This window comes from Mycobacterium sp., assembly GCF_965230835.1.
Lineage (GTDB): Bacteria > Actinomycetota > Actinomycetes > Mycobacteriales > Mycobacteriaceae > Mycobacterium.
In genome coordinates, this window is record NZ_CBDDLW010000002.1 from 3466820 (window position 1) to 3490871 (window position 24052).

At 62.5% G+C, this 24052-nt stretch carries 19 protein-coding genes and 2 pseudogenes; 10 read left to right on the forward strand and 11 right to left on the reverse strand.

The window, feature by feature from the left end:
• Positions 1 to 3 precede the first annotated feature (3 nt).
• From ACO07W_RS16410 to ACO07W_RS16430, 5 genes are all read right to left on the reverse strand, one after another.
• Positions 4 to 1335 carry a lytic transglycosylase domain-containing protein gene (locus ACO07W_RS16410; RefSeq protein WP_421844790.1) on the reverse strand — a complete coding sequence of 444 codons (1332 nt, stop codon included), beginning with the start codon at positions 1333 to 1335 and terminating at the stop codon, positions 4 to 6.
• Positions 1336 to 1439: 104 nt separating this feature from the next.
• Positions 1440 to 1982: a DUF1003 domain-containing protein gene (locus tag ACO07W_RS16415; RefSeq protein WP_421844792.1), complete on the reverse strand. Its 543-nt coding sequence runs from the start codon at positions 1980 to 1982 to the stop codon at positions 1440 to 1442.
• Positions 1979 to 3268: a magnesium transporter MgtE N-terminal domain-containing protein gene (locus tag ACO07W_RS16420; protein WP_421844794.1), complete on the reverse strand. Its 1290-nt coding sequence runs from the start codon at positions 3266 to 3268 to the stop codon at positions 1979 to 1981. The genes ACO07W_RS16415 and ACO07W_RS16420 overlap by 4 nt, the downstream gene beginning before the upstream one ends.
• A 57-nt stretch (positions 3269 to 3325) precedes the next feature.
• Positions 3326 to 3976 carry a DUF4190 domain-containing protein gene (locus ACO07W_RS16425; protein WP_421844796.1) on the reverse strand — a complete coding sequence of 217 codons (651 nt, stop codon included), beginning with the start codon at positions 3974 to 3976 and terminating at the stop codon, positions 3326 to 3328.
• Positions 3977 to 4124: 148 nt separating this feature from the next.
• Positions 4125 to 5399 (reverse strand): IS256 family transposase, encoded by a 1275-nt coding sequence (locus ACO07W_RS16430; RefSeq protein WP_421840071.1) that lies wholly within the window; start codon positions 5397 to 5399, stop codon positions 4125 to 4127.
• Between the two features lie 278 nt (positions 5400 to 5677).
• Between ACO07W_RS16430 and ACO07W_RS16435 the strand changes: the two genes are divergently transcribed.
• The 6 genes from ACO07W_RS16435 to ACO07W_RS16460 are packed head-to-tail and all read left to right on the forward strand — an operon-like array spanning position 5678 to position 11243.
• Complete coding sequence (locus tag ACO07W_RS16435; RefSeq protein WP_421844798.1) at positions 5678 to 6205, forward strand: general stress protein; 528 nt, start codon at positions 5678 to 5680, stop codon at positions 6203 to 6205.
• 25 nt (positions 6206 to 6230) lie between these two features.
• A complete protein-coding gene (locus ACO07W_RS16440; protein WP_421844800.1) occupies positions 6231 to 7652 on the forward strand; it encodes an extracellular solute-binding protein in 1422 nt (473 codons plus the stop codon).
• Positions 7649 to 8590: a carbohydrate ABC transporter permease gene (locus ACO07W_RS16445; RefSeq protein WP_421844802.1), complete on the forward strand. Its 942-nt coding sequence runs from the start codon at positions 7649 to 7651 to the stop codon at positions 8588 to 8590. The genes ACO07W_RS16440 and ACO07W_RS16445 overlap by 4 nt, the downstream gene beginning before the upstream one ends.
• Positions 8591 to 8594: 4 nt before the next feature.
• Positions 8595 to 9434 (forward strand): carbohydrate ABC transporter permease, encoded by an 840-nt coding sequence (locus tag ACO07W_RS16450; protein ID WP_421846050.1) that lies wholly within the window; start codon positions 8595 to 8597, stop codon positions 9432 to 9434.
• A 4-nt stretch (positions 9435 to 9438) separates the two neighbouring features.
• The gene (locus ACO07W_RS16455; protein WP_421844804.1) at positions 9439 to 10620 is read left to right on the forward strand and encodes an ABC transporter ATP-binding protein; all 1182 of its coding nucleotides are present in this window, start codon (positions 9439 to 9441) and stop codon (positions 10618 to 10620) included.
• A complete protein-coding gene (locus ACO07W_RS16460) occupies positions 10617 to 11243 on the forward strand; it encodes a suppressor of fused domain protein (protein ID WP_421844806.1) in 627 nt (208 codons plus the stop codon). The genes ACO07W_RS16455 and ACO07W_RS16460 overlap by 4 nt, the downstream gene beginning before the upstream one ends.
• Before the next feature lie 167 nt (positions 11244 to 11410).
• On the opposite strand, the gene ACO07W_RS16465 is transcribed toward ACO07W_RS16460, so the two are convergent.
• Together ACO07W_RS16465 and ACO07W_RS16470 are read right to left on the reverse strand one after the other, a co-directional pair.
• Complete coding sequence (locus ACO07W_RS16465; protein ID WP_421840071.1) at positions 11411 to 12685, reverse strand: IS256 family transposase; 1275 nt, start codon at positions 12683 to 12685, stop codon at positions 11411 to 11413.
• Positions 12686 to 12948: 263 nt separating this feature from the next.
• Positions 12949 to 14148, reverse strand: coding sequence for a cytochrome P450 (locus tag ACO07W_RS16470; protein ID WP_421844808.1), 1200 nt, complete (start codon positions 14146 to 14148; stop codon positions 12949 to 12951).
• A 241-nt stretch (positions 14149 to 14389) separates the two neighbouring features.
• On the opposite strand from ACO07W_RS16470, the gene ACO07W_RS16475 reads away from it, so the two are divergent.
• Complete coding sequence (locus ACO07W_RS16475; RefSeq protein ID WP_421844810.1) at positions 14390 to 14584, forward strand: ferredoxin; 195 nt, start codon at positions 14390 to 14392, stop codon at positions 14582 to 14584.
• 106 nt (positions 14585 to 14690) lie between these two features.
• Here the strand turns inward: ACO07W_RS16475 and ACO07W_RS16480 are convergent.
• Positions 14691 to 15029: pseudogene (locus ACO07W_RS16480) on the reverse strand (CorA family divalent cation transporter); the annotation flags it as partial.
• A gap of 219 nt (positions 15030 to 15248) precedes the next feature.
• Between ACO07W_RS16480 and ACO07W_RS16485 the strand changes: the two are divergent.
• Positions 15249 to 16457, forward strand: a complete 1209-nt coding sequence (locus tag ACO07W_RS16485; protein ID WP_421844812.1) for an IS110 family transposase — start codon at positions 15249 to 15251, stop codon at positions 16455 to 16457.
• A 13-nt stretch (positions 16458 to 16470) separates the two neighbouring features.
• Here the strand turns inward: ACO07W_RS16485 and ACO07W_RS16490 are convergent.
• Positions 16471 to 17238, reverse strand: a pseudogene (locus ACO07W_RS16490) (magnesium and cobalt transport protein CorA); the annotation flags it as partial.
• Between the two features lie 249 nt (positions 17239 to 17487).
• Here ACO07W_RS16490 and ACO07W_RS16495 point away from each other — a divergent pair.
• Together ACO07W_RS16495 and ACO07W_RS16500 are read left to right on the forward strand one after the other, a co-directional pair.
• A complete protein-coding gene (locus ACO07W_RS16495; protein ID WP_421844814.1) occupies positions 17488 to 18477 on the forward strand; it encodes a malate dehydrogenase in 990 nt (329 codons plus the stop codon).
• 30 nt (positions 18478 to 18507) lie between these two features.
• A complete protein-coding gene (locus tag ACO07W_RS16500) occupies positions 18508 to 19374 on the forward strand; it encodes a glycine betaine ABC transporter substrate-binding protein (protein WP_421844816.1) in 867 nt (288 codons plus the stop codon).
• A gap of 24 nt (positions 19375 to 19398) precedes the next feature.
• Here ACO07W_RS16500 and ACO07W_RS16505 read toward each other — a convergent pair whose 3' ends face one another.
• Positions 19399 to 20220, reverse strand: coding sequence for an SDR family NAD(P)-dependent oxidoreductase (locus ACO07W_RS16505; protein ID WP_421844818.1), 822 nt, complete (start codon positions 20218 to 20220; stop codon positions 19399 to 19401).
• Positions 20221 to 20302: 82 nt separating this feature from the next.
• Positions 20303 to 24010: a multifunctional oxoglutarate decarboxylase/oxoglutarate dehydrogenase thiamine pyrophosphate-binding subunit/dihydrolipoyllysine-residue succinyltransferase subunit gene (locus ACO07W_RS16510; protein WP_421844820.1), complete on the reverse strand. Its 3708-nt coding sequence runs from the start codon at positions 24008 to 24010 to the stop codon at positions 20303 to 20305.
• Positions 24011 to 24052 lie beyond the last annotated feature (42 nt).

The following is a 24052-nucleotide window of genomic DNA, read 5'->3' on the forward strand; positions in this document are numbered from 1 at the left end:
TGTTCAGCCGATCGGAGTGGGCGCCGGTGGGTTGGGTGGTGGCGCGTCGGGCACTCCGGGGATTGGGCCGCCGGGTGGAGGCGCAAGGGGATTCGGTGGTGGAGGGGCAAGGGGATTCGGTGGTGGAGGGGCAAGGGGATTCGGCAGCGGTGCAGGCGGCGGCAAGCCAGCCGACGGTGCCGGCGCGAGCGGGTCCACCGGGGGCGGGCCGATCCCCGGTGGCGGTGCCGGGGGCGGGTTCTGCGACGCAATACAGATCAAAGTGCAGCCAGGTGGCAGTGCCTCCGGGGGCGGGGGCGGCGGCAGCCAAGGCCATAGCGGTGGCGGTGGAGCGGCCTGACGCGGACTCAGGTCGATGATGGGCACCTGTGCATACGGGTCGCCGAATCGGAGACCGTGGACGTTGACCGGTAGGTCGGGACCCAGGCCCTTCGGATGCTCGAGGTGCGCGTCGCCCAGCGGTGGCGGCGGCCCCGTGATCGGTGGTAGGTCGACAGGAACCACGCCGGTGGCGTATGCAGCGGCCCAGCCCAGCACGTTCTGGGCGTATGACATCGAGTTGTTGTAACGCAGGATTGCTGCCATGACCTGTGTCGGGTTCCGCAGATTTAGGCCGCCGCTGCACAGGTACCGGGCGGCGGCCAGCGTGGAATCGAACAAGTTCTGCGGGTCGGGGACACCGTCGCTGTCGCCGTCGGACGCATAGCGCGCCCAGGTGCCGGGCAAGAACTGCATCGGTCCCATCGCGCGGGCGTAGGTCACGCGATTGCCGACCCTGCTCTGGATGATGACCTCGTTGCCGGGCAATGTGCCATCCAGGGCCGGGCCGTAGATCGGCGAGATCGCGGTACCGTGTTCGTCGGTGGCGCCACCGTTAGCGTGCATTGACTCGATGCGCCCGATTCCGGCCAATAGGTTCCAGCTGACGCCGCAGTTGGGGGCGGCTACGGTCATCTTTTGTTCGGCATTCCGATATGCGGTCAGCGCCATGATCGGAATACCTAGCGCACCAGGCGAATTCACGGCAATTGGTGGCGGTGGGGCCGACAGGTTGGCGGTGGCGAAGTGGAAGCTGGTTGGCGGACGCTTTATCGAGATGATGATCGGACCGGAGGGGTCATCGGTCGAGGGATTTACTGCGGCGACCGGAGTGATTGCGCTGCGTCGGGGTGGAATCTTCCCGGGGAACGCGGGAGCCGTACCTCCGACCGCTCCGGCGAAGACTAGGGGGGTGACTACGGCCATGCCGAATAGCGGTGTCCGTGCTATGCGAAGTGCGTGTTTTCGCACCGCCGCTACGGCTGGGCGGATACCCCAGCGTCCCCCTATGCGCACCTCGACCGTCCTCAGAATGTGAGCCGCCGGGACAATATTTTTTTTCGTGAACTAGATCACCATACATAACCCGTGTTACGGGAGTGGCGCAATGGTCAGGTTGGCTAGAATCCAGATTTTTTGGCGCGCCGGTCGGGAGCCTCAGCGGCCCGCGCCGGGTTGGCGCCTGGTTTGCCCAGCTGGGGATCGGTCAGCAGCGTGCGCAGGTTTTCCAGCTCGTGGCGCAGGTAGTCACGGCTGGGGACTTCACCGATGGCTAGGCGCAGCGCGGCTAGCTCGCGAGCCAAGTATTCGGTGTCCGCCTTGGTCTGTGCGGCGCGCCGACGATCTTCGTCCAAACCGATCCGGTCCCGGTTTTCCTGGCGGTTCTGGGCAAGCAGAATCAGCGGCGCCGCGTACGCGGCCTGCGTAGAGAAGGCCAAGTTGAGCAGGATAAACGGATACGGGTCCCAGCGCAGACCCACCGCGAACAGGTTCAGTGCGATCCATACCGCCACCACCACGGTCTGCAGCAATAAGTAACGGCCGGTGCCGAAAAAACGTGCGATGGATTCAGTGAGCTGCCCGACGGCTTCCGGGTCCAATCGCGGTGCGGGTATGCGCGATGTTCGCGGCGTGTGCAGCCGTGGTGTGGAGTACTTGCTCACAGGGGTCCTCCAGCGGTGTCGAGATCCTGCGCGTCGAGCCGCCAGTCGTGCGGCAACATGTGGTCTAGCAAGTCGTCTACTGTCACCGCTCCCAACAGGTGGTTTTGGTCGTCGACCACCGGCCCACACACGAGGTTGTAGGCGGCGAAATACCGGGTCACCGCCGCTAGTGGGGTTTCCGGCGCCAAGTGTTGCAGGTCGGTGTCGACGATTCCGCCAACCAGCTCGGCTGGAGGCTCGCGGAGTAGTCGTTGCAGGTGTACGCACCCGAGATAGCGGCCGGTGGGGGTGGCCGTTGGTGGGCGCGTCACGAACACCATGGACGACAGAGCCGGAGTAAGGTCAGGATCTCGGACCCGAGCCAGGGCCTCGGCGACCGATGTGTCCGGTGCCAACACCACCGGATTGGACGTCATCAGGCCGCCGGCGGTGTCGGGGGAGTGCGTCAACAACCGGCGCACCGGGTCGGAGTCTCCCGGATCCATCTCGGTCAGCAGTGTCTCCGCGTCGGTCGGATTCAGTACGCCGAGTAGGTCGGCGGCATCATCCGGATCCATCTCCTCGAGCACATCGGCGGCGCGTTCGGTACCGAGTTGAGATAACACCTCAGCCTGATCCAACTCGGGCAACTCTTGCAGAATGTCGGCAAGTCGTTCGTCGCCGAGCGCCTTGAACACCTCGTAGCGTCGCTTGGGCGGTAGCCCGCGGATCGCATCAGCGACATCCACTGCCCTCCGTCCCTCGAACTGGTGCAGCAACTGGGCTACGCCCTGCCCCGGCATGGCCAATGCCGAAGGTGTCAGCCCGTGCACGTTGTCCCAGTCAACGACGTGCACCGGGCCCCGTCGTCCCAGCCGACGGTGACTGCGGACAGCGACTCTGGCAACCATCCAGTCGCGTGTTCGTGTTTGCTCCATGGAAAGGTCTGTGACCACGAGATCAAGGCCGGCCAGTTCCGGCAGCTCGGGATCGCTGACCATAACCGGCGTGTCGAGCACTTGGCCCAGCGCCAGCGCTTCGCCCGGCCGCTGCTCGAAACGGCGTAGTGACACGTTGCCGCTTCTCAGTGTTACCGCGTTTGGCTCGATCGCGGCAACCCGCAGGATTGGTATGAAAATGCTGCGGCGGGTAGCCAAATCCACGACCAGGCCCAGCACGCGCGGTTGTTGGCGAATAAGGCTGATACTGATCACGACGTCGTGGACACGTCCGAAGGATTCGCCGAGTGGCCCCAGCACCATCATTCGCGACAGCCGCGCGACATACACCCTGTTGACTGATCCCATGGTTGAAAGCGTAGGCAGCCGTTTGCGTGGTGGTAGCTGCCGAGGGTCGTAATCGCGCTAGTGCGAAGGCATGCTGAAGATCGCGATGATCAAGTAGACGAGCAATGTGGCCACGCCGATCACGATGCCGGCCACCGCCAAGCCGTAACCTTCTTGGTGAGTTCGCTTGATCTGGTTGAGCGCGATCGCGCCTACCACGATGGCCACGATTGAGCCGATGCAGCAGGGCAGCCCGACGAATGCTGAGATCAGCGAGATGACAGCCAGCGTGTTCATCCCGGGCTGCGGGGTTCCGTAGCCGCTCAGGTAGTCCGGAACCGGTTGGTAGGCGCCCAGTTGAGGTTGGGGTGCATAGCCGACTGAGTCGCCCTGAGATGTGCCGTAAGGCGGCGGCATCGGAGGGTAGGGCGGCGCGGCGCCGTAGCCCCCTGTTGGGGGGACGTGCGGCGGGTATGCGGACGGCGGATAGCCAGTCGGCGGGATTGGCGGTGCGGCTCCGCCCGGATAGCCAGGCGCATATGGGGGTGGGTAACTGGGCGGCGCATACGCCGGGGGCGGCCATTCGGCTTCAGGTGGGAGTGCCGGCGATATCGGCGAAGCACACGGAGGTTCCTGAACCGGATGCCCAGTAGGCCCCCCATCGGTCGGGGGGAGCGAAGCCGCGTCGTCCTGCGCATCCTCGCCGGAAGAACCGCCCGGAGCTGTCATGATGTTCAACTTAGCCTATGCGGCAATAGCGGCTACGACCGAAAAATTGAAAGCTGCAGCCGATGATTCACCCACCGATAAACACAAAGAATGGGTGGCGTCTTAGGACTGGTGTAAAAACGCTGGGCGCATGTTCCTGGTGGTCATGTTACGCGGCGGTGGTGTCGGTCGTGGTTGTTGTGGTGGGGGGATGCAGTGGGCGGGGTGGCTCGAGCAGTTGGTGGCGTAGTTCTTGGAGGTGGCGGCTGGTCGCTGATGTTTGGGTGACTCCGCGCCAGCCGCGGCTGGCGCGGTCGAGGACGGCCCATACCAGCGACAGACAGCTGGTTTCGCCGGGTAGGCGGCCGATGACCTTGACCCGGCGACGGGATTCTCCGAAGGTGCGTTCGATGAGGTTGGAATGGCGGATGCGTGTCCAGTGTTGGCGGGGGAAGCGCAAATGCACGCTCAGCGAGGCGAAGTCGTTGGCCAGGCAAGCGACCGCGGCTGGGTAGAGCCCGCGGTATGTGGTGGTGAACTCCTCGGCGCGGCGGGTGGCTTCATCCACGGCCTGCTGGCCGGGTGGCTGGTCAATGTCATCGAAGATCGACCAGAACGCGGCTTTGATCTCGTCCTGGACCGCGACAGGTGTCTTGGCGATGACGTTACGGCAGCGATGGATCAGACACCGCTGACGCAGGCTTGCCGGAAACGTGGTCTCCCATGCGGCGATCAGGCCCGGCGCCCCGTCGGAGATGCCCAGTAGCGGCGGGCGTAGTCCCCGGTTCCTCAGGTCAGCCAAGAAGTCGGCCCACGCATCAGCCGACTCCGCTGCGGCTGGGGCCAGCCCAATAAACAGGGGCTTGCCGTCGGTGCAGATGCCCCAGGCGGCCAGCACCGGCTCGGCCGGGGCGTTGGGATGCATCCGAAAGTTCGAGGCATCCAAGAACAGGTAGTCCAACACCAGCTCATCAAGGCGTCGAGACGACCACGCAGCGAACTCGTCTTTGATGGCCGCACAAATCCGGCTCACCGTCGAGCGCGACAACGCCGCCTGCGAGCCCAGCACCTCGGCCAACGCGGCCTCGATGTCGCGATCCGACAAACCGCGCACCCATCCCGAAATCACCAACGCCTCCAGAGCGTGGGTGCGCGTCACCCCGGCACCGAATAGCCGCGAACAGAACCGCTCGTCGGTGTCGCGTAGTTTCGGGCGGCATAATTCGACCGAGCCCATCGTGGTCTTCACCGTCGCCGGCGGTTGATACCCATTGCGGTACCCGCCCGGGCCGTCCTGAACCCGACGCTGGTGACGGGCTCGGCCCAACACTGCTTCTACCTCGGCCTCCACGGCGACCTGAAACACCAGACGCACCGATAACCGCCCGACCTCCTCCAAAATCTCGGTCAACGGCCGCTCGGTCGCGGCGAACAACTGATCCATCTCAACACGCACACGCTCAATCGGCGATACTCGCTTGGTCACGGGCGTAGCCCCTCCTTCATAGCTTTCGTCGGTTGCGACGGAACCTACGCCCGTGACCATTTACACCAGCGATGAGACGCGACCCAAAGAATGCGTCTGGGGTTGCACTGTGGGGGAGGGTCTGTGCGCCGCGTTCCGGTATGCGGTGGGTTGTTTCGAGGCTCTTGGCGGTGTGCGGGCGTGCTCGACCTGACCGGACATGAAACGATAATCGAGGCAGAGGAGAATGAAGATCGATGACTAGCCAATTCCAGCCCCGACAGGTTCCCGGCGCGACTCCCACCGGCGCGGCTGCAGGTCGTCATGGTGTGCCAGGATTGCCCACCCCTCCCAAAGGTTGGCCGGTCGGTTCCTATCCCACGTACGCCGAAGCGCAGCGCGCGGTTGACTATCTCTCCGACCAGCAATTCCCGGTCCAACAGGTGACTATCGTTGGTGTGGACCTCATGCAGGTCGAACGCGTCACGGGACGTTTGACCTGGGCAAAGGTGCTTGGTGGTGGTGTGCTCAGCGGCGCCTGGCTCGGCCTGTTCATCGGCTTGGTGCTCGGCTTTTTCAGCCCGAACCCGTGGGCCGCGCTGGCTACCGGCTTGATTGCCGGGGTGTTTTTCGGCCTGATCACGTCGGCGGTTCCCTACGCTATGGCTCGCGGAACAAGAGATTTCAGCTCGACCATGCAATTGGTGGCCGGCCGCTACGACGTCCTCTGCGATCCGCAGAACGCGGAAAAAGCGCGGGATCTGCTGGCGCGCTTGGCGATCTGAACGCGATGCGATTGAGGCAAGGACTTTGGTGAGTTACCGCGGGCGAGGCCGGCGCCTGGGTGTGGTTGTTTTGGCGACGCTGATCGTTGCGGCGGTGCTATTGGCCTGCGGGTCCCGCAGCTGGGATAGATCAAGGCTCGTGATCAGTCTTTACACACCAGCAAGTGACCGGGCGACATTTGCTTCCATTGCCCAGCGCTGCACCGAGAAACTTGACGGCCGGTTTGCTGTCCGGCTCGTCAGCTTGCCCAGGTCGCCCGACGAGCAGCGGCTGCAGCTAGCCCGCCGACTGGCTGGCAACGACCGCACCCTGGATGTTATGGCCATGGACGTGGTGTGGACCGCGGAGTTCGCTGAAGCGGGGTGGATTGTGCCGCTGTCTGACGATCCGTCGGGTCAGGCCGAGGCCGATGCCATTGTTGACACACTCCCCGGCCCACTGGAAACGGCTACCTGGAAGCACCGGCTCTACGCAGCGCCTATCACCACTAATACCCAATTACTCTGGTATCGAGCAGATCTGATGGACAATGCGCCAGCAAGCTGGAGCGGCATGCTGACCGAAGCCGCTCGGCTGCACGCGGCCGGTGAGCCCAGCTGGATCGCGGTACAAGCGAATCAGGGTGAGGGCCTGGTCGTCTGGTTCAATACGTTGCTGGTGAGTGCTGGCGGCCGAGTGCTCGCTCCGGACGGCAAACAGGTGACCCTTACCGACACCTCCGCGCACCGAGCCGCCACAGTCGCAGCGCTGAAGATCCTGAAATCGGTGGCCACCGCGCCAGGCGCGGATCCCTCGATCACCCGGACGGACGAGGGCACTGCGCGACTGGCCGTCGAGAACGGCAAGGCGGCATTGGAGGTCAACTGGCCGTTTGTGTTGCCGTCGATGCTGGAGAACGCGGTCAAGGGTGGTGTTCCCTTCTTGCCGCTCAATAGGAATCCCGAGTTGGCGGGCAGCATCAGCGACGTTGGGACGTTCGTGCCCACCGATGAACAGTTTCGCATCGCTTACGCGGCCAGTCGGAGGGTGTTCGGATTCGCGCCCTACCCCGGTGTGTCGCCGGGCGTACCGGCAAAGGTGACGATTGGGGGACTGAATCTGGCGGTGGCCAGCACAACTCGCCATCGGGCGGAGGCGTTCGAAGCGGTTCGGTGCTTGCGTAGTCTGCAGAACCAGAAATACTTGTCGATCGAGGGCGGTTTACCGGCAGTGCGGAACTCGCTCTACTCCGACCCGCAATTCCAGAGTAAGTATCCGATGTACAGCGTCATCCGCCAGCAGCTCACCGACGCCGCAGTGCGCCCGGCCACACCGGTCTATCAGGCGTTGTCCATCCGTCTTGCCGCGGCGTTGAGTCCAATTACTCAGATTGACCCGGAACGGACGGCCGACGTGCTCACAAAACAGGCGCAGAAGGCGATCGACGGTAAGGGTCTGCTGCCGTGACCTCCATTGAACAAGAGCGGGTCACTGGAGCCGCGTCGCGTTCTCGCACGGGGGATTGCCGAGCCGAACTGCGTCTGGCGGTCATGCTGGTGGCACCCGCTACGGCGTTGATGTTGGTCGTGACGGTCTACCCGATCGGCTATGCGATGTGGCTCAGCTTGCAGCGCAACAACCTGGCTGCGCCGAATGACACGATGTTTGTTGGTCTGGGTAATTACCAAACGGTCCTGACCGACCGCTACTGGTGGAATGCACTTGCGGTGACGCTGGCGATCACGGTGGTTTCCGTGGCTATCGAATTCGTGCTTGGTCTCGCTTTGGCGCTAGTTATGCACCGCACTCTCCTCGGCAAAGGTTTGGTACGTACGGCGGTGCTCGTTCCCTACGGCATCGTCACGGTGGTCGCGTCGTACAGCTGGTACTACGCGTGGACGCCCGGAACCGGGTACCTAGCCAACCTGCTTCCAGACATCTCGCCCCTTACCGAGGCGCCATTGACCCAACAGATCCCGTCGCTGGGCGTGGTAGTCATCGCCGAGGTTTGGAAGACAACTCCCTTCATGTCGTTACTGCTGCTAGCCGGGCTAGCGCTGGTGCCAGAGGATCTGCTGAAGGCCGCGCAGGTTGACGGTGCCGACGCCTGGCGTCGGCTGACGAAGATCATCTTGCCGATCATCAAGCCCGCAATTGTTGTCGCGCTGCTTTTCCGGACTTTGGACGCCTTCCGCATCTTCGACAACATCTACGTTTTGACTGGGGGCGACAACGATACTGCCTCGGTGTCCATCCTCGGCTACGACAACCTGTTCAAGGGCTTCAATGTGGGTCTCGGTTCGGCGATTAGCGTACTGATATTCGGCTGCGTGGCCATCATCGCGTTTATCTTCATCAAGTTGTTCGGCGCCGCGGCGCCCGGTAGCGGCGCTGATGGGTCGTAACGAGATGAACGGAAATCCGTGGGGCACGCGGCGCACAACGTTGTGGGTCGTCATTAACACCTTGGTTGTGGCGTATGCGTTGCTTCCGGTGTTATGGATTTTTAGTCTCTCGCTCAAACCAACGTCAACCGTCAAGGACGGCAAGCTCATCCCAGCATCAGTGACCTTGGACAACTATCGTGGCATCTTCCGGGGTGACTTTTTCAGCTCGGCACTGATCAATTCGATCGGAATCGGGTTGATCACTACCGCGATTGCGGTGGTGCTTGGGGCAATGGCGGCATACGCCATTGCCCGTCTAACTTTCCCGGGCAAGCGCCTGCTGATCGGCGGTGCCTTGATGGTCACTATGTTCCCGGCGATCTCACTGGTCACACCGTTGTTCAACATTGAACGTGCCGTAGGGCTATTTGATACCTGGCCGGGCTTGATTCTCCCGTATATCACCTTTGCTTTACCACTTGCTATCTACACGTTATCGGCGTTCTTCCGCGAGATCCCGTGGGATCTTGAGAAAGCGGCCAAGATGGACGGCGCAACGTCCGGGCAGGCGTTCCGCAAGGTGATCGCTCCGTTGGCTGCGCCGGGATTGGTGACGGCCGCAATCCTGGTGTTCATCTTCGCCTGGAACGACCTGCTACTCGCGCTGTCGCTAACCGCTACGAAAGCGGCGATCACTGCGCCTGTGGCCATTGCTAACTTCACCGGCAGTTCGCAATTCGAGGAGCCAACCGGATCGATCGCGGCTGGTGCGATCGTCATCACGGTCCCGATCATCGCCTTTGTTCTAGTCTTCCAAAGACGGATTGTCGCCGGGTTGACCTCTGGTGCTGTGAAGGGATAGCGCGATGGCCGAGATTGTGTTGGCAAACGTCAACAAGAGTTATGCGGATGGTGCGACGGCGGTGCGCGACCTCAGCATCACCATCGCCGACGGAGAATTTCTGATCCTGGTCGGGCCGTCCGGGTGCGGAAAGACCACGACGCTGAATATGATTGCTGGACTTGAAGATATCTCGTCGGGTGAGCTTCGTATTGGCGGCGAGCGGGTGAATGAGAAGGCGCCGAAAGACCGCGATATCGCAATGGTGTTTCAATCGTACGCGCTGTACCCGCACATGACCGTGCGGCAAAATATTGCTTTTCCGCTGACTCTGGCGAAGATGCAAAAGGCGGATATTGCGCAGAAGGTCGAGGAAACAGCCAGAGTTCTCGACTTGACGAAATTTCTGGATCGTAAGCCTTCGCAGTTGTCGGGTGGGCAACGGCAGCGAGTCGCGATGGGTAGAGCAATCGTGCGCCATCCGAAGGCGTTCTTGATGGATGAGCCACTCTCTAATCTCGACGCGAAATTGCGGGTGCAAATGCGTGGCGAGATCGCGCGACTGCAACGGAAGCTGGGCACTACCACCGTTTACGTCACTCACGATCAGACCGAGGCCATGACGCTGGGCGATCGCGTGGTGGTGATGCACGGTGGTGTGGCGCAGCAGATCGACACACCCACCGAGCTGTACGAACGCCCGGCCAATTTGTTCGTCGCTGGCTTCATCGGCTCGCCGGCGATGAATTTTTTCCCCGCCAAGTTGACATCGACGGGCTTGGAGCTGCCCTTCGGTGAGGTGACGCTGGCGCCGCAGGTTCAGGAAGTGATCGCGCAGCACCGGAAACCAGAAAACGTCATCGTGGGGGTGCGCCCGGAGCACCTGGCCGACGCCGCGGTGATTGACGCCTACCAGCGCATCAAGGCGTTGACCTTCGAAGTCAAGGCCGACCTGGTTGAGTCACTCGGCGCTGACAAGTATGTGTATTTCACGACCGCGGGTTGTGGCGTGCACTCGGCTCAGTTGGACGAATTGGCCGCAGAGTCTGAGATACAGGAAAACCAATTCGTGGCGAGGGTTCCGGCTGAATCCCAGGCCGCCACTGGCCAGCCGGTAGAACTAGCCGTCGATACGACGAAGCTTGCCGTTTTCGATGCCGACACTGGAGTGAACTTGACTATTCCCGTGCCGCCCGACCAACAGTGACATCGCCCCTGAATCGCGTACGCGCGCACCTGCGTCGCCACTTCGCGGAAGCGGGGCTTTGTGGGATTGGGGCCGAGCCCGAATCTGCAACCGTGACGTTTTTGGGTGCCGAATCCATAGAGGTGCTTCGATTCGGTTCGGAAGTTGGCGGATTGCTGCATTTTGTGTCATTGGGCTGCTCACGTCGCCCGATGCTCGATCCGACGCAGATTGTCCCTGACCAGCTATCTGGACCGCGTGCTGAAGTCGTGCTGTCTTTGCGCAATCCGGGGCCGGTCACCGGTTTGGCTCGCAGCCTGGCGATAGTGGCGTCGACTCCGGCGGTTGAAGGTGTGGTGTTGGCCGCGGATGCTTTGATTGACTTGGGTTCCCCACTGTGGACGCGACCTTCGGGGCCGGTGCCGTTCACCGCCGTGTTGTTGGGCCCCAGCGATATTGTCGATTTACCGCTGGACCCGCAATGCGATCCGGTTCGCTTTTTGTCCGCTACTCCGATCACCGAGACCGAGGCGGCTTGGGTGCGACTCAACGGGACTCAGGGTGCGCGGGCCCTGCGCCAGATATGGCAGAACGACGGCATCGACGTGGTTGATCCGAATCGCCGGGCCGGGCAACCGGGTTGATCAGCGAGCTGGTAGCTACGGGCCAGCTCGTCGGCAGAGTCGAACAGCCTGGCATAGCGCCCAAGCAGCTCAACAATAGGTTTCTAAGCAAGAACAACCTTTACCGGACGCGGGTGGCGTCTTAGGACTGGTGTAAAAACGCTGGGCGCATGTTCCTGGTGGTCATGTTACGCGGCGGTGGTGTCGGTCGTGGTTGTTGTGGTGGGGGGATGCAGTGGGCGGGGTGGCTCGAGCAGTTGGTGGCGTAGTTCTTGGAGGTGGCGGCTGGTCGCTGATGTTTGGGTGACTCCGCGCCAGCCGCGGCTGGCGCGGTCGAGGACGGCCCATACCAGCGACAGACAGCTGGTTTCGCCGGGTAGGCGGCCGATGACCTTGACCCGGCGACGGGATTCTCCGAAGGTGCGTTCGATGAGGTTGGAATGGCGGATGCGTGTCCAGTGTTGGCGGGGGAAGCGCAAATGCACGCTCAGCGAGGCGAAGTCGTTGGCCAGGCAAGCGACCGCGGCTGGGTAGAGCCCGCGGTATGTGGTGGTGAACTCCTCGGCGCGGCGGGTGGCTTCATCCACGGCCTGCTGGCCGGGTGGCTGGTCAATGTCATCGAAGATCGACCAGAACGCGGCTTTGATCTCGTCCTGGACCGCGACAGGTGTCTTGGCGATGACGTTACGGCAGCGATGGATCAGACACCGCTGACGCAGGCTTGCCGGAAACGTGGTCTCCCATGCGGCGATCAGGCCCGGCGCCCCGTCGGAGATGCCCAGTAGCGGCGGGCGTAGTCCCCGGTTCCTCAGGTCAGCCAAGAAGTCGGCCCACGCATCAGCCGACTCCGCTGCGGCTGGGGCCAGCCCAATAAACAGGGGCTTGCCGTCGGTGCAGATGCCCCAGGCGGCCAGCACCGGCTCGGCCGGGGCGTTGGGATGCATCCGAAAGTTCGAGGCATCCAAGAACAGGTAGTCCAACACCAGCTCATCAAGGCGTCGAGACGACCACGCAGCGAACTCGTCTTTGATGGCCGCACAAATCCGGCTCACCGTCGAGCGCGACAACGCCGCCTGCGAGCCCAGCACCTCGGCCAACGCGGCCTCGATGTCGCGATCCGACAAACCGCGCACCCATCCCGAAATCACCAACGCCTCCAGAGCGTGGGTGCGCGTCACCCCGGCACCGAATAGCCGCGAACAGAACCGCTCGTCGGTGTCGCGTAGTTTCGGGCGGCATAATTCGACCGAGCCCATCGTGGTCTTCACCGTCGCCGGCGGTTGATACCCATTGCGGTACCCGCCCGGGCCGTCCTGAACCCGACGCTGGTGACGGGCTCGGCCCAACACTGCTTCTACCTCGGCCTCCACGGCGACCTGAAACACCAGACGCACCGATAACCGCCCGACCTCCTCCAAAATCTCGGTCAACGGCCGCTCGGTCGCGGCGAACAACTGATCCATCTCAACACGCACACGCTCAATCGGCGATACTCGCTTGGTCACGGGCGTAGCCCCTCCTTCATAGCTTTCGTCGGTTGCGACGGAACCTACGCCCGTGACCATTTACACCAGCGATGAGACGCGACCCGGACGCGGCCTTGCTGGTCGAATCGAACTCCTATCTGCGGCGGAGCTAGCTTGCAGGCGTTTGGCTTCGAGGCGGCCGTACGGAATACGGCCAGGCTCGCGGTGACTGGGACTCAACGGCGTAGTCGCGGCAGCGCTCAATCATGCTCGATCGCAGCCGCCGTGGTGAACCGCAGCGGTAGCGACTTGAGCATGAATGACTTTGATGGAAAGGCGATTTCGGGATTGTAGTCGTCGGCTAGCTCAAAATCGGGGATCTGTTTGAGCCATTCCGCGACGATCACGGTCAGTTCTATCCGCGCCAGATGAGAACCCAGGCAGCGGTGAGCTCCGCCGCCGAAGCCCCAGTGCCGATGCACCTTTCCATCCATGACCAAATCGTCGGTGGACGTCGCGTCGCTGCCGTCGCGGTTGATGGCGGCAATGCACAAACGCACGTGTGAGCCTGGCGGAAGTGTCATTCCGCCAACATTGACGAAATCGGTGGTGACTCGTGGTGCCACCGGAGCTGACGGCTCCAGGCGGACGATCTCTTCGATGAAGACCCGTATTTGCTTCGGATTGTCACGGAGCTCGGGGCGTAGCTGCGGCCGTCGCGCCAATTCGAAAAGAGCAAATCCGATTGCCGCTGTCACCGTGTCGAGACCCGCCAGGATCAACAGATGACTCATACCTAGCAGCTCAAGGTCGCTGAAATCGCCCGGGCCGGTCATGATCCGCGACAACATGTCCGAACCAGGATTTTGCCGACGCATTCGGATCGCGTTGACGAGGTACTCAAGCAATTCGTGCTGCCCCTGCTCGGCCTCCTGCCTGGTGAGAAAGGGCTTATCGCCGATGATGGTGTCTTTCCAGGCGATCACCCGGTCACGATCCTCTAACGGCAGCCCATAGAGGTCGAGGAACACCTGAAAGGGGTACAGCGTTGCGAAATCCGTCATCGCGTCGCACCCGCCCCGGCTAGCCAGTTCAGCGATCATGTCAGCGGCATGTCGTTCGAGCACCGGCCGTGACTTGCTCAGCGCGTTTGGGCTGAAGTAGGGCTGCAGGATTTTGCGATAGCGAGTGTGCTCAGGCGGATCGAACGCCAGCGGCACCACGGGTAGTGGATTACCTGGGGGCTGCAGCACGCTAGAGGAGAAGACCGCGGGATTGCGCAGAGCCGTAAGTACGTCCTCGCGTCGGGTCAGGTAGTAGTAGCCATTCATGAACACCACGGGCCCGGCATCTCGCAGTGTCTTCCACCCGACACCTCGGTCGGCGGCTAACGGCAACGTCGAATATTCAAGCCGGGGCAGGTGGAACGCGCCGGCCTCGCCTTCGCCGGGTGGGCTCATTCGCTCAAGTCTTCCGTCTGTCCGTTCTCATCGCGGGTCTCCAGCGCAGCCAAGCTCTACCGCCACAGCCCAATATCGCACGGGCGGCGATCCTGCGCCCATTCGGTGCTCAGCACATCCGACACTGCCGGGCGCTCCCGGTCGGCGAGGGTCTTTTCAGGCGCTGCCGACGAGCTAATCTAGCTATCGATCTGTCCGGTCCACCCTGGCGCGCGCCAGGGTGGTTGAGGGAGGATGCCCGGTGAAGATTCGTCTTGAAAGCTCGAAGTGTGTCGGTCATGCCCAGTGTTATGCCGTCGATCCGGAACTCTTCCCGATTGACGACTCCGGCTATTCGACGCTCGAAGAGCGTCAGGTGCGTTCGGAGGATGCGCAGTTGGCTCGGGATGGCGTCGCGGCCTGCCCCGAAATGGCGCTCATCCTTGAGGAAGCCTGACGAAACGGGTGGCCCGGCGGCTCCGATCGCTGCGGGTGCGTCCGGCTGGCCGTGCAGGGTAAGCGCGACGACTATTTTGTGACGGCTGCCAACCTGACGACGGCAGTCAAAGCCAGCGGTTACGCCGGAAGGTGCGGTACAAGGTGAAGCAAGCCACGGTCATCACCGCGAGGACCACCGGATAGCCCCATATCGCGTGCAGTGTTGGCATCCAGTCGAAGTTCATCCCGTAGATGCCAGCAATCATCGTAGGGACCGCCACGATCGCTGCCCAGGCCGACATCTTGCGCATATCGGTGTTCTGCTGCATCCCGACACGGGTCTGCGCGGCCTGCAGCAGCGAGTTGAGCATGTCGTCGTGATTGCCGACCTGATCCGCAGCCTCGGTCTGGTGGTCGGCAACGTCGCGCAGGTAGCGTCGCACTTCCTTCGAGATCAGATCGCGTCCCTAAGGTCGTGGGTGTCTGGGGTTGATGCTCTGGATGCCCAGGGCGGTGGGGTGTAGCTGAGATCTTGTTGCTGAGTGTGTGGCTTCGTGAGGCTGGCTGCCCCACCGTGCTGGACGCTCCGGCCGCTGATTGAGAGCTGATGCGGATCGTCGCTGGTTAGGGACATGTCGGCGGAGCTGTCCATGGGCTTGACCTGCGAACACAGGAGAACAACCGTGACGGGACGGCCACTGGTGTGGGTCGGAATCGATGTTGGTAAGGCCAGCCATCACGCGTGCGCGGTGGATGAGACCGGCACGGTGGTGTGGACTCAAAAATTGGCCAACGAGCAGCGGGCGATCGAGGCGCTGATCGACCGCGCGCAAAAGACTGCCGAGCAGGTGCGATGGGCCGTCGATCTGACCAGCCCGCTGGCGCTGATGCTAATCACGGTGCTGCTGGCTGCCGATGAATCGGTGGTCTATGTGCCCGGCCGAGTGGTCAACACCATGACCGGTGCGTTTCGGGGCGAGGGTAAGACCGACGCCAAAGACGCTCGGGTTATCGCCGAAACTGCCCGCATGCGAAGCGATCTCGCCACAGTGACGATACCCGACGACCTGGTCATGGAGTTGACCCAGCTGACCGGCTATCGCACTGATTTGATGGCCGACTGGGTTCGCGGTATCAACCGGTTGCGGTCGCTGCTGGGGTCGATCTTCCCGGCCCTGGAAGCAGCGTTCGACTACTCCACCCGCACACCGCTGATTCTGGTCGCCGGGCTATGCACCCCCGCGGAGATCCGGGCGGCCGGCACCGACGGCGTCACGGCCCATCTGGCCAACAACCAGGCCTGGCGTCCCGGGATCGCCACGACCGCGGCCACCGCCGTAGCGCTGGCCAATGAGCAGCAGATAGCGCTGCCCGGCCAGGACGGTACCACCGCTTTGGTCAAACGGACGGCGGCCAAGCTGCTCGGGCTCGACCGCGAGATCAAAGACATCGACAAGATGATCGCCGAGCGCTTCCGCGATCATCCCTACGCGCGGATCATCGAGTCGCTGCCCGGCTTCGGGCCGAACCTGGGCGCTGAGTTCCTGGTCGTCACCCGCGGTGACCTGGCATCGTTTGCCACGCCCGGGCGCCTGGCGTCTTACGCCGGATTGGTTCCTGTGCCACAGGACTCCGGTCGCGTGAGCGGCAATCTACGCCGGCCGAAACGCTACAACCGCAGACTGCGCCGCGTGTTCTATCTGGCCGCGCTGTCCAGCCTGCGCACCAACGGGCCGTCACGGCAGTTCTACGACCGCAAACGCGGTGAACGCCTCATCCACAGCCAGGCCCTGCTCGCCCTGGCCCGCCGCCTCGTCGACGTCCTGTGGGCACTGCTACGCGACGGCCGCGAGTTCACTCTCGGCAAACCGATAGCCACCGCCGCAGCTTGACACCATCATTGAGAGTCTCCAGCTGCATTCGCTGAAACGCTACGGACAGCGGGCTCACGCACCGACGCAATTCCAGGACTTCTCGTTTGAGCATGTAAATCGGTTCGACATCAATCTTGCGGCCAGGAGCAAACGCCACCTCCTCGATGTCATCGATATCGGATTCCATCAACGTGGTCACCTCGAGGTAGTGATCAACCACGTCGTCGGAGATCGCGTGCATCACCGCATGCGGACCCAGCCGCAGGTGCGCGGGGTCGGTATCCATCCGTTTGCGCACATTTGACAGCCCGCCGTGTTCGCCGTGGCGGACCGTTACCACGAAGTTCTTGCCGACGAAGATCATGATTTCGCCGGTTTCGACGATTTCGCGAGCTAGAACTACCGTTTCGTGCGGCACGTAGTTGACGGTCTTCAGCACCAGGAACAGCGTGTCATCGTAACGCTCCAGCTTGGGCCGCTGATGGGCGTGGACGGCGTCCTCGACCGCCAGTGGGTGCAGCCCATACACGTCCGCGACATCTTGCATCTGGCTGTGGCTGGGCTCGTGCAACCCGATCCAGACGAATGCTGCTTGCCCGGCTTGTTCCATTTCGTGGACCTTGGTCATCGCGGTGCTGTAGCTGAATTTGCCCGGCAACCGCTTGCCGTCTACGTAGACCCCGCAGTCGACCAACGCTTCGGCTGGTGGGTCAGGAATGGGATGTACGTATGGCTGGCGGTCCGGGGACTTCGCGATTGGTCTCAGCGATTCAGGCAGCGCGTCAAATCCTGGGAACACATCAAACCTCCGATCGCTGCGCAGGTCGGATCGGGTGGTGCTCAATCGTACGCGTCCTCCCGAAACAGTGGGCGACAACGCGCGACCGTGGCCAGCCGACTGGCTCAATCGTCGCAAGCAGCCCACTGTGCAGAGCTCGAAAAAACCGGCTTGGTATCGGACCGGCGATTTGGGGATGGCCCGGGTGCGCTAGTTTCGACCCCGAAACCAAGCCTGCTTCCCGACCTTCTCCAGAAGGAGCAAACCGACGTGAGCGCAAGTCCCCTCAAGGTGGCCGTTACCGGTGCCGCCGGTCAGATCGGCTACAGCCTGTTGTTCCGCTTGGCGAGTGGCTCGCTGCTGGGTCCCGATCGCCCGATCGAGTTGCGACTGCTTGAGATCGAGCCGGCGTTGAAGGCGCTCGAAGGCGTGGTGATGGAGCTCGACGATTGCGCGTTCCCGCTGCTGGATAGCGTTCACATCGGTGCGGATCCGAACAAGATCTTCGATGGCGTCAACCTGGCCTTGCTGGTGGGCGCCCGTCCCCGTGGCCCGGGCATGGAGCGTGGCGACCTGCTTGAGGCCAACGGCGCGATCTTCACTGCGCAGGGCAAAGCCCTCAACTCGGTCGCGGCAGACGATGTGCGCGTCGGCGTGACGGGTAACCCGGCCAACACCAATGCGCTGATTGCCATGACCAACGCTCCCGACATCCCCCGTGAACGGTTCTCCGCGCTCACCCGCTTGGACCACAACCGAGCGATCTCACAGTTGGCCACCAAAACTGGCGCCGCGGTCACCGACATCAAGAAGATGACGATTTGGGGCAACCACTCGGCCACCCAGTACCCAGACTTGTTCCATGCTGAAGTCTGCGGCAACAACGCGGCTGAGGTCGTCAACGACCAGGCTTGGGTCGAGGATTACTTTATTCCCACGGTTGCCAAACGTGGCGCAGCGATCATCGACGCTCGGGGAGCATCCTCGGCCGCTTCGGCAGCCTCGGCGACGGTCGACGCTGCCCGTGACTGGTTGCTGGGCACGTCAGCAGGAAACTGGGCTTCGATGGCGGTCGTTTCCGACGGTTCATACGGAGTTCCGGAGGGATTGATTTCTTCGTTCCCGGTAACGACCAAGGATGGCAACTGGACGATTGTTAGCGGCCTCGACATCGATGACTTCTCCCGCGGCCGCATTGACAAGTCGACCGCCGAGTTGGCCGACGAGCGTGACGCGGTCACGAGTCTCGGTCTGATCTGAATGTGAAGGCAACCGTCAAAGACACGTGAGGTGATTATCGGGAGGCTGGAAGCGCTGCTAGTCGCCGCCGTGCTGGCTTTGGCTGGTGGCGCTGGGTGCGCGGCCGACACCGATGGTCAGCATCCCACACCGGGGCTGGTGGTCGGTTCCACCGCGGGCTCGAACTCGGAACTGTTGGCCGGCGTCTACGTCGCGGCGCTGCGGTCATATGGTTTTGTTGCCCGAGCCGAAACCGCTGGCGATCCGATGGCAAAACTGGACTCGGGAGCATTCACCGTAGTCCCGGCGTACACCGGCCAGGTTTTGCAGGCGTTGCAACCCGGCGCAACAGCATTGTCCAACGCCAAGGTCTATCGCCTGATGATCTCCGCACTGCCCGAGGGCATCGCTGCAGGTGATTACACCACCGCGGCCGAAGACAAACCAGCGCTGGTGGTCACCCAAGCCACCGCCAGGGCCTGGGGCGGGAGCGACCTACGCGTGTTGCTGCGCCACTGCACAGGGCTGGTGGTCGGAGGCGTGGCTCACAGTCGTCAGCCCACGAAGGTGGGGTCGTGTCGGTTGCCTGTAGCGCGGGAATTTCCCGATGCTCCGGCGATGCTGGCCGCGTTGCGGGCGGGGCGGCTGACGGTGGCCTGGACCAGCAGCGCCGATGCCGACATTCCCGCGGATCTGGTTGTGCTTTCCGACGGAAAGCCGGCGCTGATCCGGGCTGAGAACGTGGTGCCGCTCTATCGACGCAACGCGTTGTCCGATCGGCAATTGTTGGCGATCAACGAAGTAGCCGGTGTGCTGGACACAGCAGCTTTGGCTGCGATGCGCCGTGATGTAGCTGGTGGTGCCGACCCGCAGGTGGTGGCTGACCGGTGGCTGGCTGAGCATCCTCTCGGCCGCTAGTCGCCGTCCAGCATGGCCGTGGGCCTACCGATTGGGCATTATCCAGCGCCACACCGGCACGAACAGCCGTGGATATCCAGAACCTGTCAACCGAACGAGCGCGTCCATCAATTTGGCGTCCGGGCCGACCAGCACCCGGGCTTTGTCTTTGTCCACCGCCGCCAGGATGATGCGGGCTGCTCGTGGCGGGCTGGTGCGCGCAATCCGAGCGAAAACGCGTGCCAGCTCATCTGTGTCGAGACCTTCGGCGGCGGTGGCGTTGCGTGCGATCGCGGTCTTGATGCCACCGGGGTGCACTGTGGTCACTTTCACCGGGTGCCCGGCTAGCGCCATCTCCTGTCGCAGCGCCTCAGTGAACCCGCGGACGGCGAATTTCGCCGAGTTGTACGCCGCCTGCCCGGGCACCGAGAACAACCCGAACACGCTGGAAACGTTGACCACGTGGCCGTCGCCGGATGCGATCAGATGGGGCAGGAACGCCTTGGTGCCGTTGACTACGCCCCAGAAGTCGACGTCCATAATTCGCTCGATGTCTTTGAATTGACTGACCTCGATGTCACCGGTAAAGGCGATGCCCGCGTTGTTGTAGATCTGGTTCACTTTGCCGAAGTGCTCGTTGACAGCGTCGGCATAGGCCAGAAAGGCTTCGCGTTCGGCGACGTCGAGTCGGTCTGCCTTGACCGACGCGCCCATCGACACCAGTTCTTGCTCAGTTTGTGCCAGCCCTTCCAGATCAACATCGCTGATCGCGACCCTGGCACCGCGGCGAGCCAGCTCTATCGCGAGCGCTTGCCCGATACCAGAAGCGGCGCCGGTAACCACGGCGACTTTCCCGGTGAACCCCATGAGATACCTCCTGGTAGGCGACTAGTGGCAGATCGGGCGCGGGCTTGTGTCCCGGTCCAATACGTCGACGCGGTGCGATGGATCAGGTGAACGCTGCGTCGATGATCTCTTGCTGTTCGACCGCGTGCACCTTTGACAAACCTGACGACGGGGCCGACATGGCCCGCCGCGAAATGCGCTTGATTCGTCCGAGCCGTTCGGGAAGAGTCTCGGGAAGCGCCAACCCCAGCGATGGCCAAGCGCCCTGATTGGCTGGCTCTTCCTGCACCCAGAAGAACTCCTTGACGTTTGCGTAGCGGTTGAGTGTTTCGGCGAGTCGGCGTCTGGGCAGCGGCGCAAGTTGTTCAAGGCGCACGATCGCGACGTCGTCGCGCTTGTCCTTCGCTTTGCGCGCGACCAGCTCATAGTAGAGCTTGCCGCTGGTCAACAGGATGCGGCTGACTTTGCTGCGATCGCCGATGCCGTCCTCGTAGGTGGCTTCCTCGAGTACCGAGCGAAACTTGAGCTCGGTGAACTCCTTGACGTCGCTGACCGCAGCCTTGTTGCGCAACATGGACTTTGGCGTGAACACGACCAGCGGGCGCTGAATCCCGTCGAGTGCGTGCCGGCGCAACAGGTGGAAGTAGTTGGCTGGAGTCGACGGCATCGCGATAGTCATCGACCCCTCCGCCCACAACTGCAGGAAACGTTCGATCCGGCCGGATGTGTGGTCGGGGCCTTGCCCTTCATGCCCGTGCGGCAGCAGCAGCACCAGGTTGGACAGCTGACCCCACTTAGCCTCTCCGGAGCTAATGAATTCGTCGATGATCGACTGTGCTCCGTTGACGAAGTCGCCGAACTGGGCCTCCCACAGCACAACGGCATCTGGGTTACCCACGGTGTAGCCGTACTCGAATCCGACGGTCGCGTACTCCGATAGCGGTGAGTCGTAGACCAAGAACTTTCCGCCGCCCGGGGTGCCGTCACGGTTGGTCGTCAACAACTTTAGCGGGGTGAACTCGTCGCCGGTGTCGCGATCGATGATCACCGAATGTCGTTGAGAAAAGGTGCCGCGGCGGCTGTCTTGACCCGATAGGCGCACCAGCTTGCCGTCAGCGACCAGCGACCCTAAAGCGAGCATCTCAGCAAAGGCCCAGTCGATCTTTCCGTCGTAGGCCATCTCCCGGCGTCTGTCCAGAACCGGCTGGACCCGCGGATGCACAGTGAAGCCAGCTGGGATGGCAAGGAAGGCATCGCCGATCCGTGCCAGTAGAGACTTGTCTACCGCGGTGGCGAGACCCCGGGGCACCTGCTGTTCGGACTCGACTGACTCACTGGGCTGCACCGGATGCTTCTCGAGGTCGCGAACCTCGTTGAACACTCGCTCGAGTTGGCCTTGATAGTCGCGCAGGGCGTCCTCGGCCTCCTTCATCGAGATGTCGCCGCGGCCGATCAAGGCTTCGGTGTAGCTCTTGCGGACCCCACGCTTGTGATCGACAACGTCGTACATCGCGGGGTTCGTCATCGACGGGTCGTCGCCCTCGTTGTGCCCGCGCCGCCGGTAGCACAGCATGTCGATGACGACGTCCTTCTTGAACTTCTGCCGGAAGTCCACGGCCAGCCGCGCGACCCATACGCATGCCTCCGGATCGTCGCCGTTCACGTGGAAGATCGGCGCCCCGATCATCTTCGCGACGTCCGTGCAGTATTCGCTGGACCGTGAGCACTCCGGCGAAGTAGTGAATCCGATCTGGTTGTTGACGATCAGATGGATGGTGCCGCCGACACGGTATCCAGGCAGCAGCGCCAGATTTAGGGTCTCAGCGACCACTCCCTGTCCAGCGAAGGCGGCGTCGCCGTGCAGCATGAGCGGCATGACCGAGAATGCCCGCTGATTTTCGCTGTCGATGACACCGTGGTCGAGCAGATCCTGTTTGGCCCGGACCAGACCCTCCAGTACCGGGTCTACGGCCTCTAGATGGGACGGGTTGGCAGTCAGCGATACCTTGATGTCGTTGTCGCCGAACATCTGGATGTAGTCGCCGGTCGCGCCCAGATGGTATTTCACGTCACCGGAGCCGTGGGCTTCTGAGGGGTTCAGATTGCCCTCGAACTCAGTGAAGATCTGCGAGTACGGTTTGCCGACGATGTTGGCCAGCACGTTGAGCCGACCGCGGTGCGGCATGCCGATGACAACTTCGTCGAGGCCGTGTTCGGCGCATTGGTCTATCGCCGCGTCCATGAGCGGGATGGTGCTTTCGGCGCCTTCCAGCGAGAACCGCTTTTGCCCCACGTACTTGGTCGCCAAGAACGTCTCAAACGCCTCGGCCGCGTTGAGCTTGCTCAGAATGTACTTCTGTTGGGCTACAGTCGGTTTGACGTGTTTGGTCTCGATCCGCTCTTCCAGCCACTGCTGTTGTTCGGAGTCGAGGATATGGGTGTACTCGACGCCGATATGGCGGCAGTAGGCGTCGCGCAGCAAACCCAGGATATTGCGCAGCTTCTTGTATTGTGCCCCGGCGAAGCCGTTGACCTTGAATACCCGATCGAGATCCCAAAGGGTCAGACCGTGGGTTAGCACGTCGAGATCGGGGTGGCTGCGAAACCGGGTCTTGTCCAAACGCAACGGATCGGTGTCGGCCATCAGGTGGCCGCGGTTGCGATACGCCGCAATCAATTCGATGACGCGGGCAGTCTTGTCGACGATCGAGTCCGGGTTGTCAGTGCTCCAGCGAACCGGCACGTACGGGATGCTCAGTTCAAGGAATATCTCGTCCCAGAAGCCGTCCGAGAGCAACATCTCGTGGATGGTCCTCAAGAAATCGCCGGATTCCGCACCCTGGATGATGCGGTGGTCGTAGGTCGACGTCAGCGTTATCAGCTTGCCGATACCTAGTTCAGCGATGCGCTCCGGGCTCGCGCCCTGGAATTCGGCCGGATACTCCATCGCGCCGACTCCGATAATCGCGCCTTGGCCAGCCATCAGCCGCGGCACCGAGTGTACGGTGCCGATTGTGCCGGGATTGGTCAACGAGATCGTCACGCCGGCAAAGTCTTCGGCGGTCAGCTTGCCGTCGCGGGCCCGTCGCACGATATCTTCGTAGGCGGTGACGAATTGCGCGAACCGCATGTCCTGGCAGCCTTTGATGCCGGCCACCACCAGGGACCGCTTGCCGTCCTTGCCGGCGAGGTCGATCGCTAAGCCGAGATTGGTGTGCGCCGGCGTCACCGCGGTTGGCTTGCCGTCGACTTCGGCGAAATGGCGGTTCATGTTGGGGAACTTCTTGATGGACTGCACTAATGCGTAGCCCAACAGATGGGTGAAAGAGATCTTGCCGCCGCGGGTGCGCTTGAGCTGGTTATTGATAACAGTACGGTTGTCGATCAAAAGTTTGGCGGGTACGGCTCGAACGCTGGTTGCCGTGGGCACGCTCAGTGACGCCGACATGTTTTTCACGACTGCCGCGGCGGCACCCCGCAGCGGCCTAACCTCATCGGTTTCGGCCGGCGCAGGAGTCGACGTTTTGACAGGCGGTGCGGTGACCGCGCCGTTGCCCACCGCGGCAGTGCCGGCGGCGGGCCTGGCGGGTGCCGGCGCCGCAGCGGGCGGGGCCTCCGGAACCGCTGAAGCAGGCTGGCGTTCCTTGGTCGCCGACGTGGGCGGGGCCGTTGGAATCGACGGCTCGGGGTTGTAGTCAACCAAGAACTCGTGCCAGCTTTGATCGACCGAAGAGGGGTCTTCGCGGAACTTGCGGTACATCTCCTCGACCAGCCACTCGTTTTGCCCGAATGGTGAGCTAATGTTGGCCACGGCCAGTGTTCGCCTCGATTCCTCTGCCCTGCAGGCGCATTA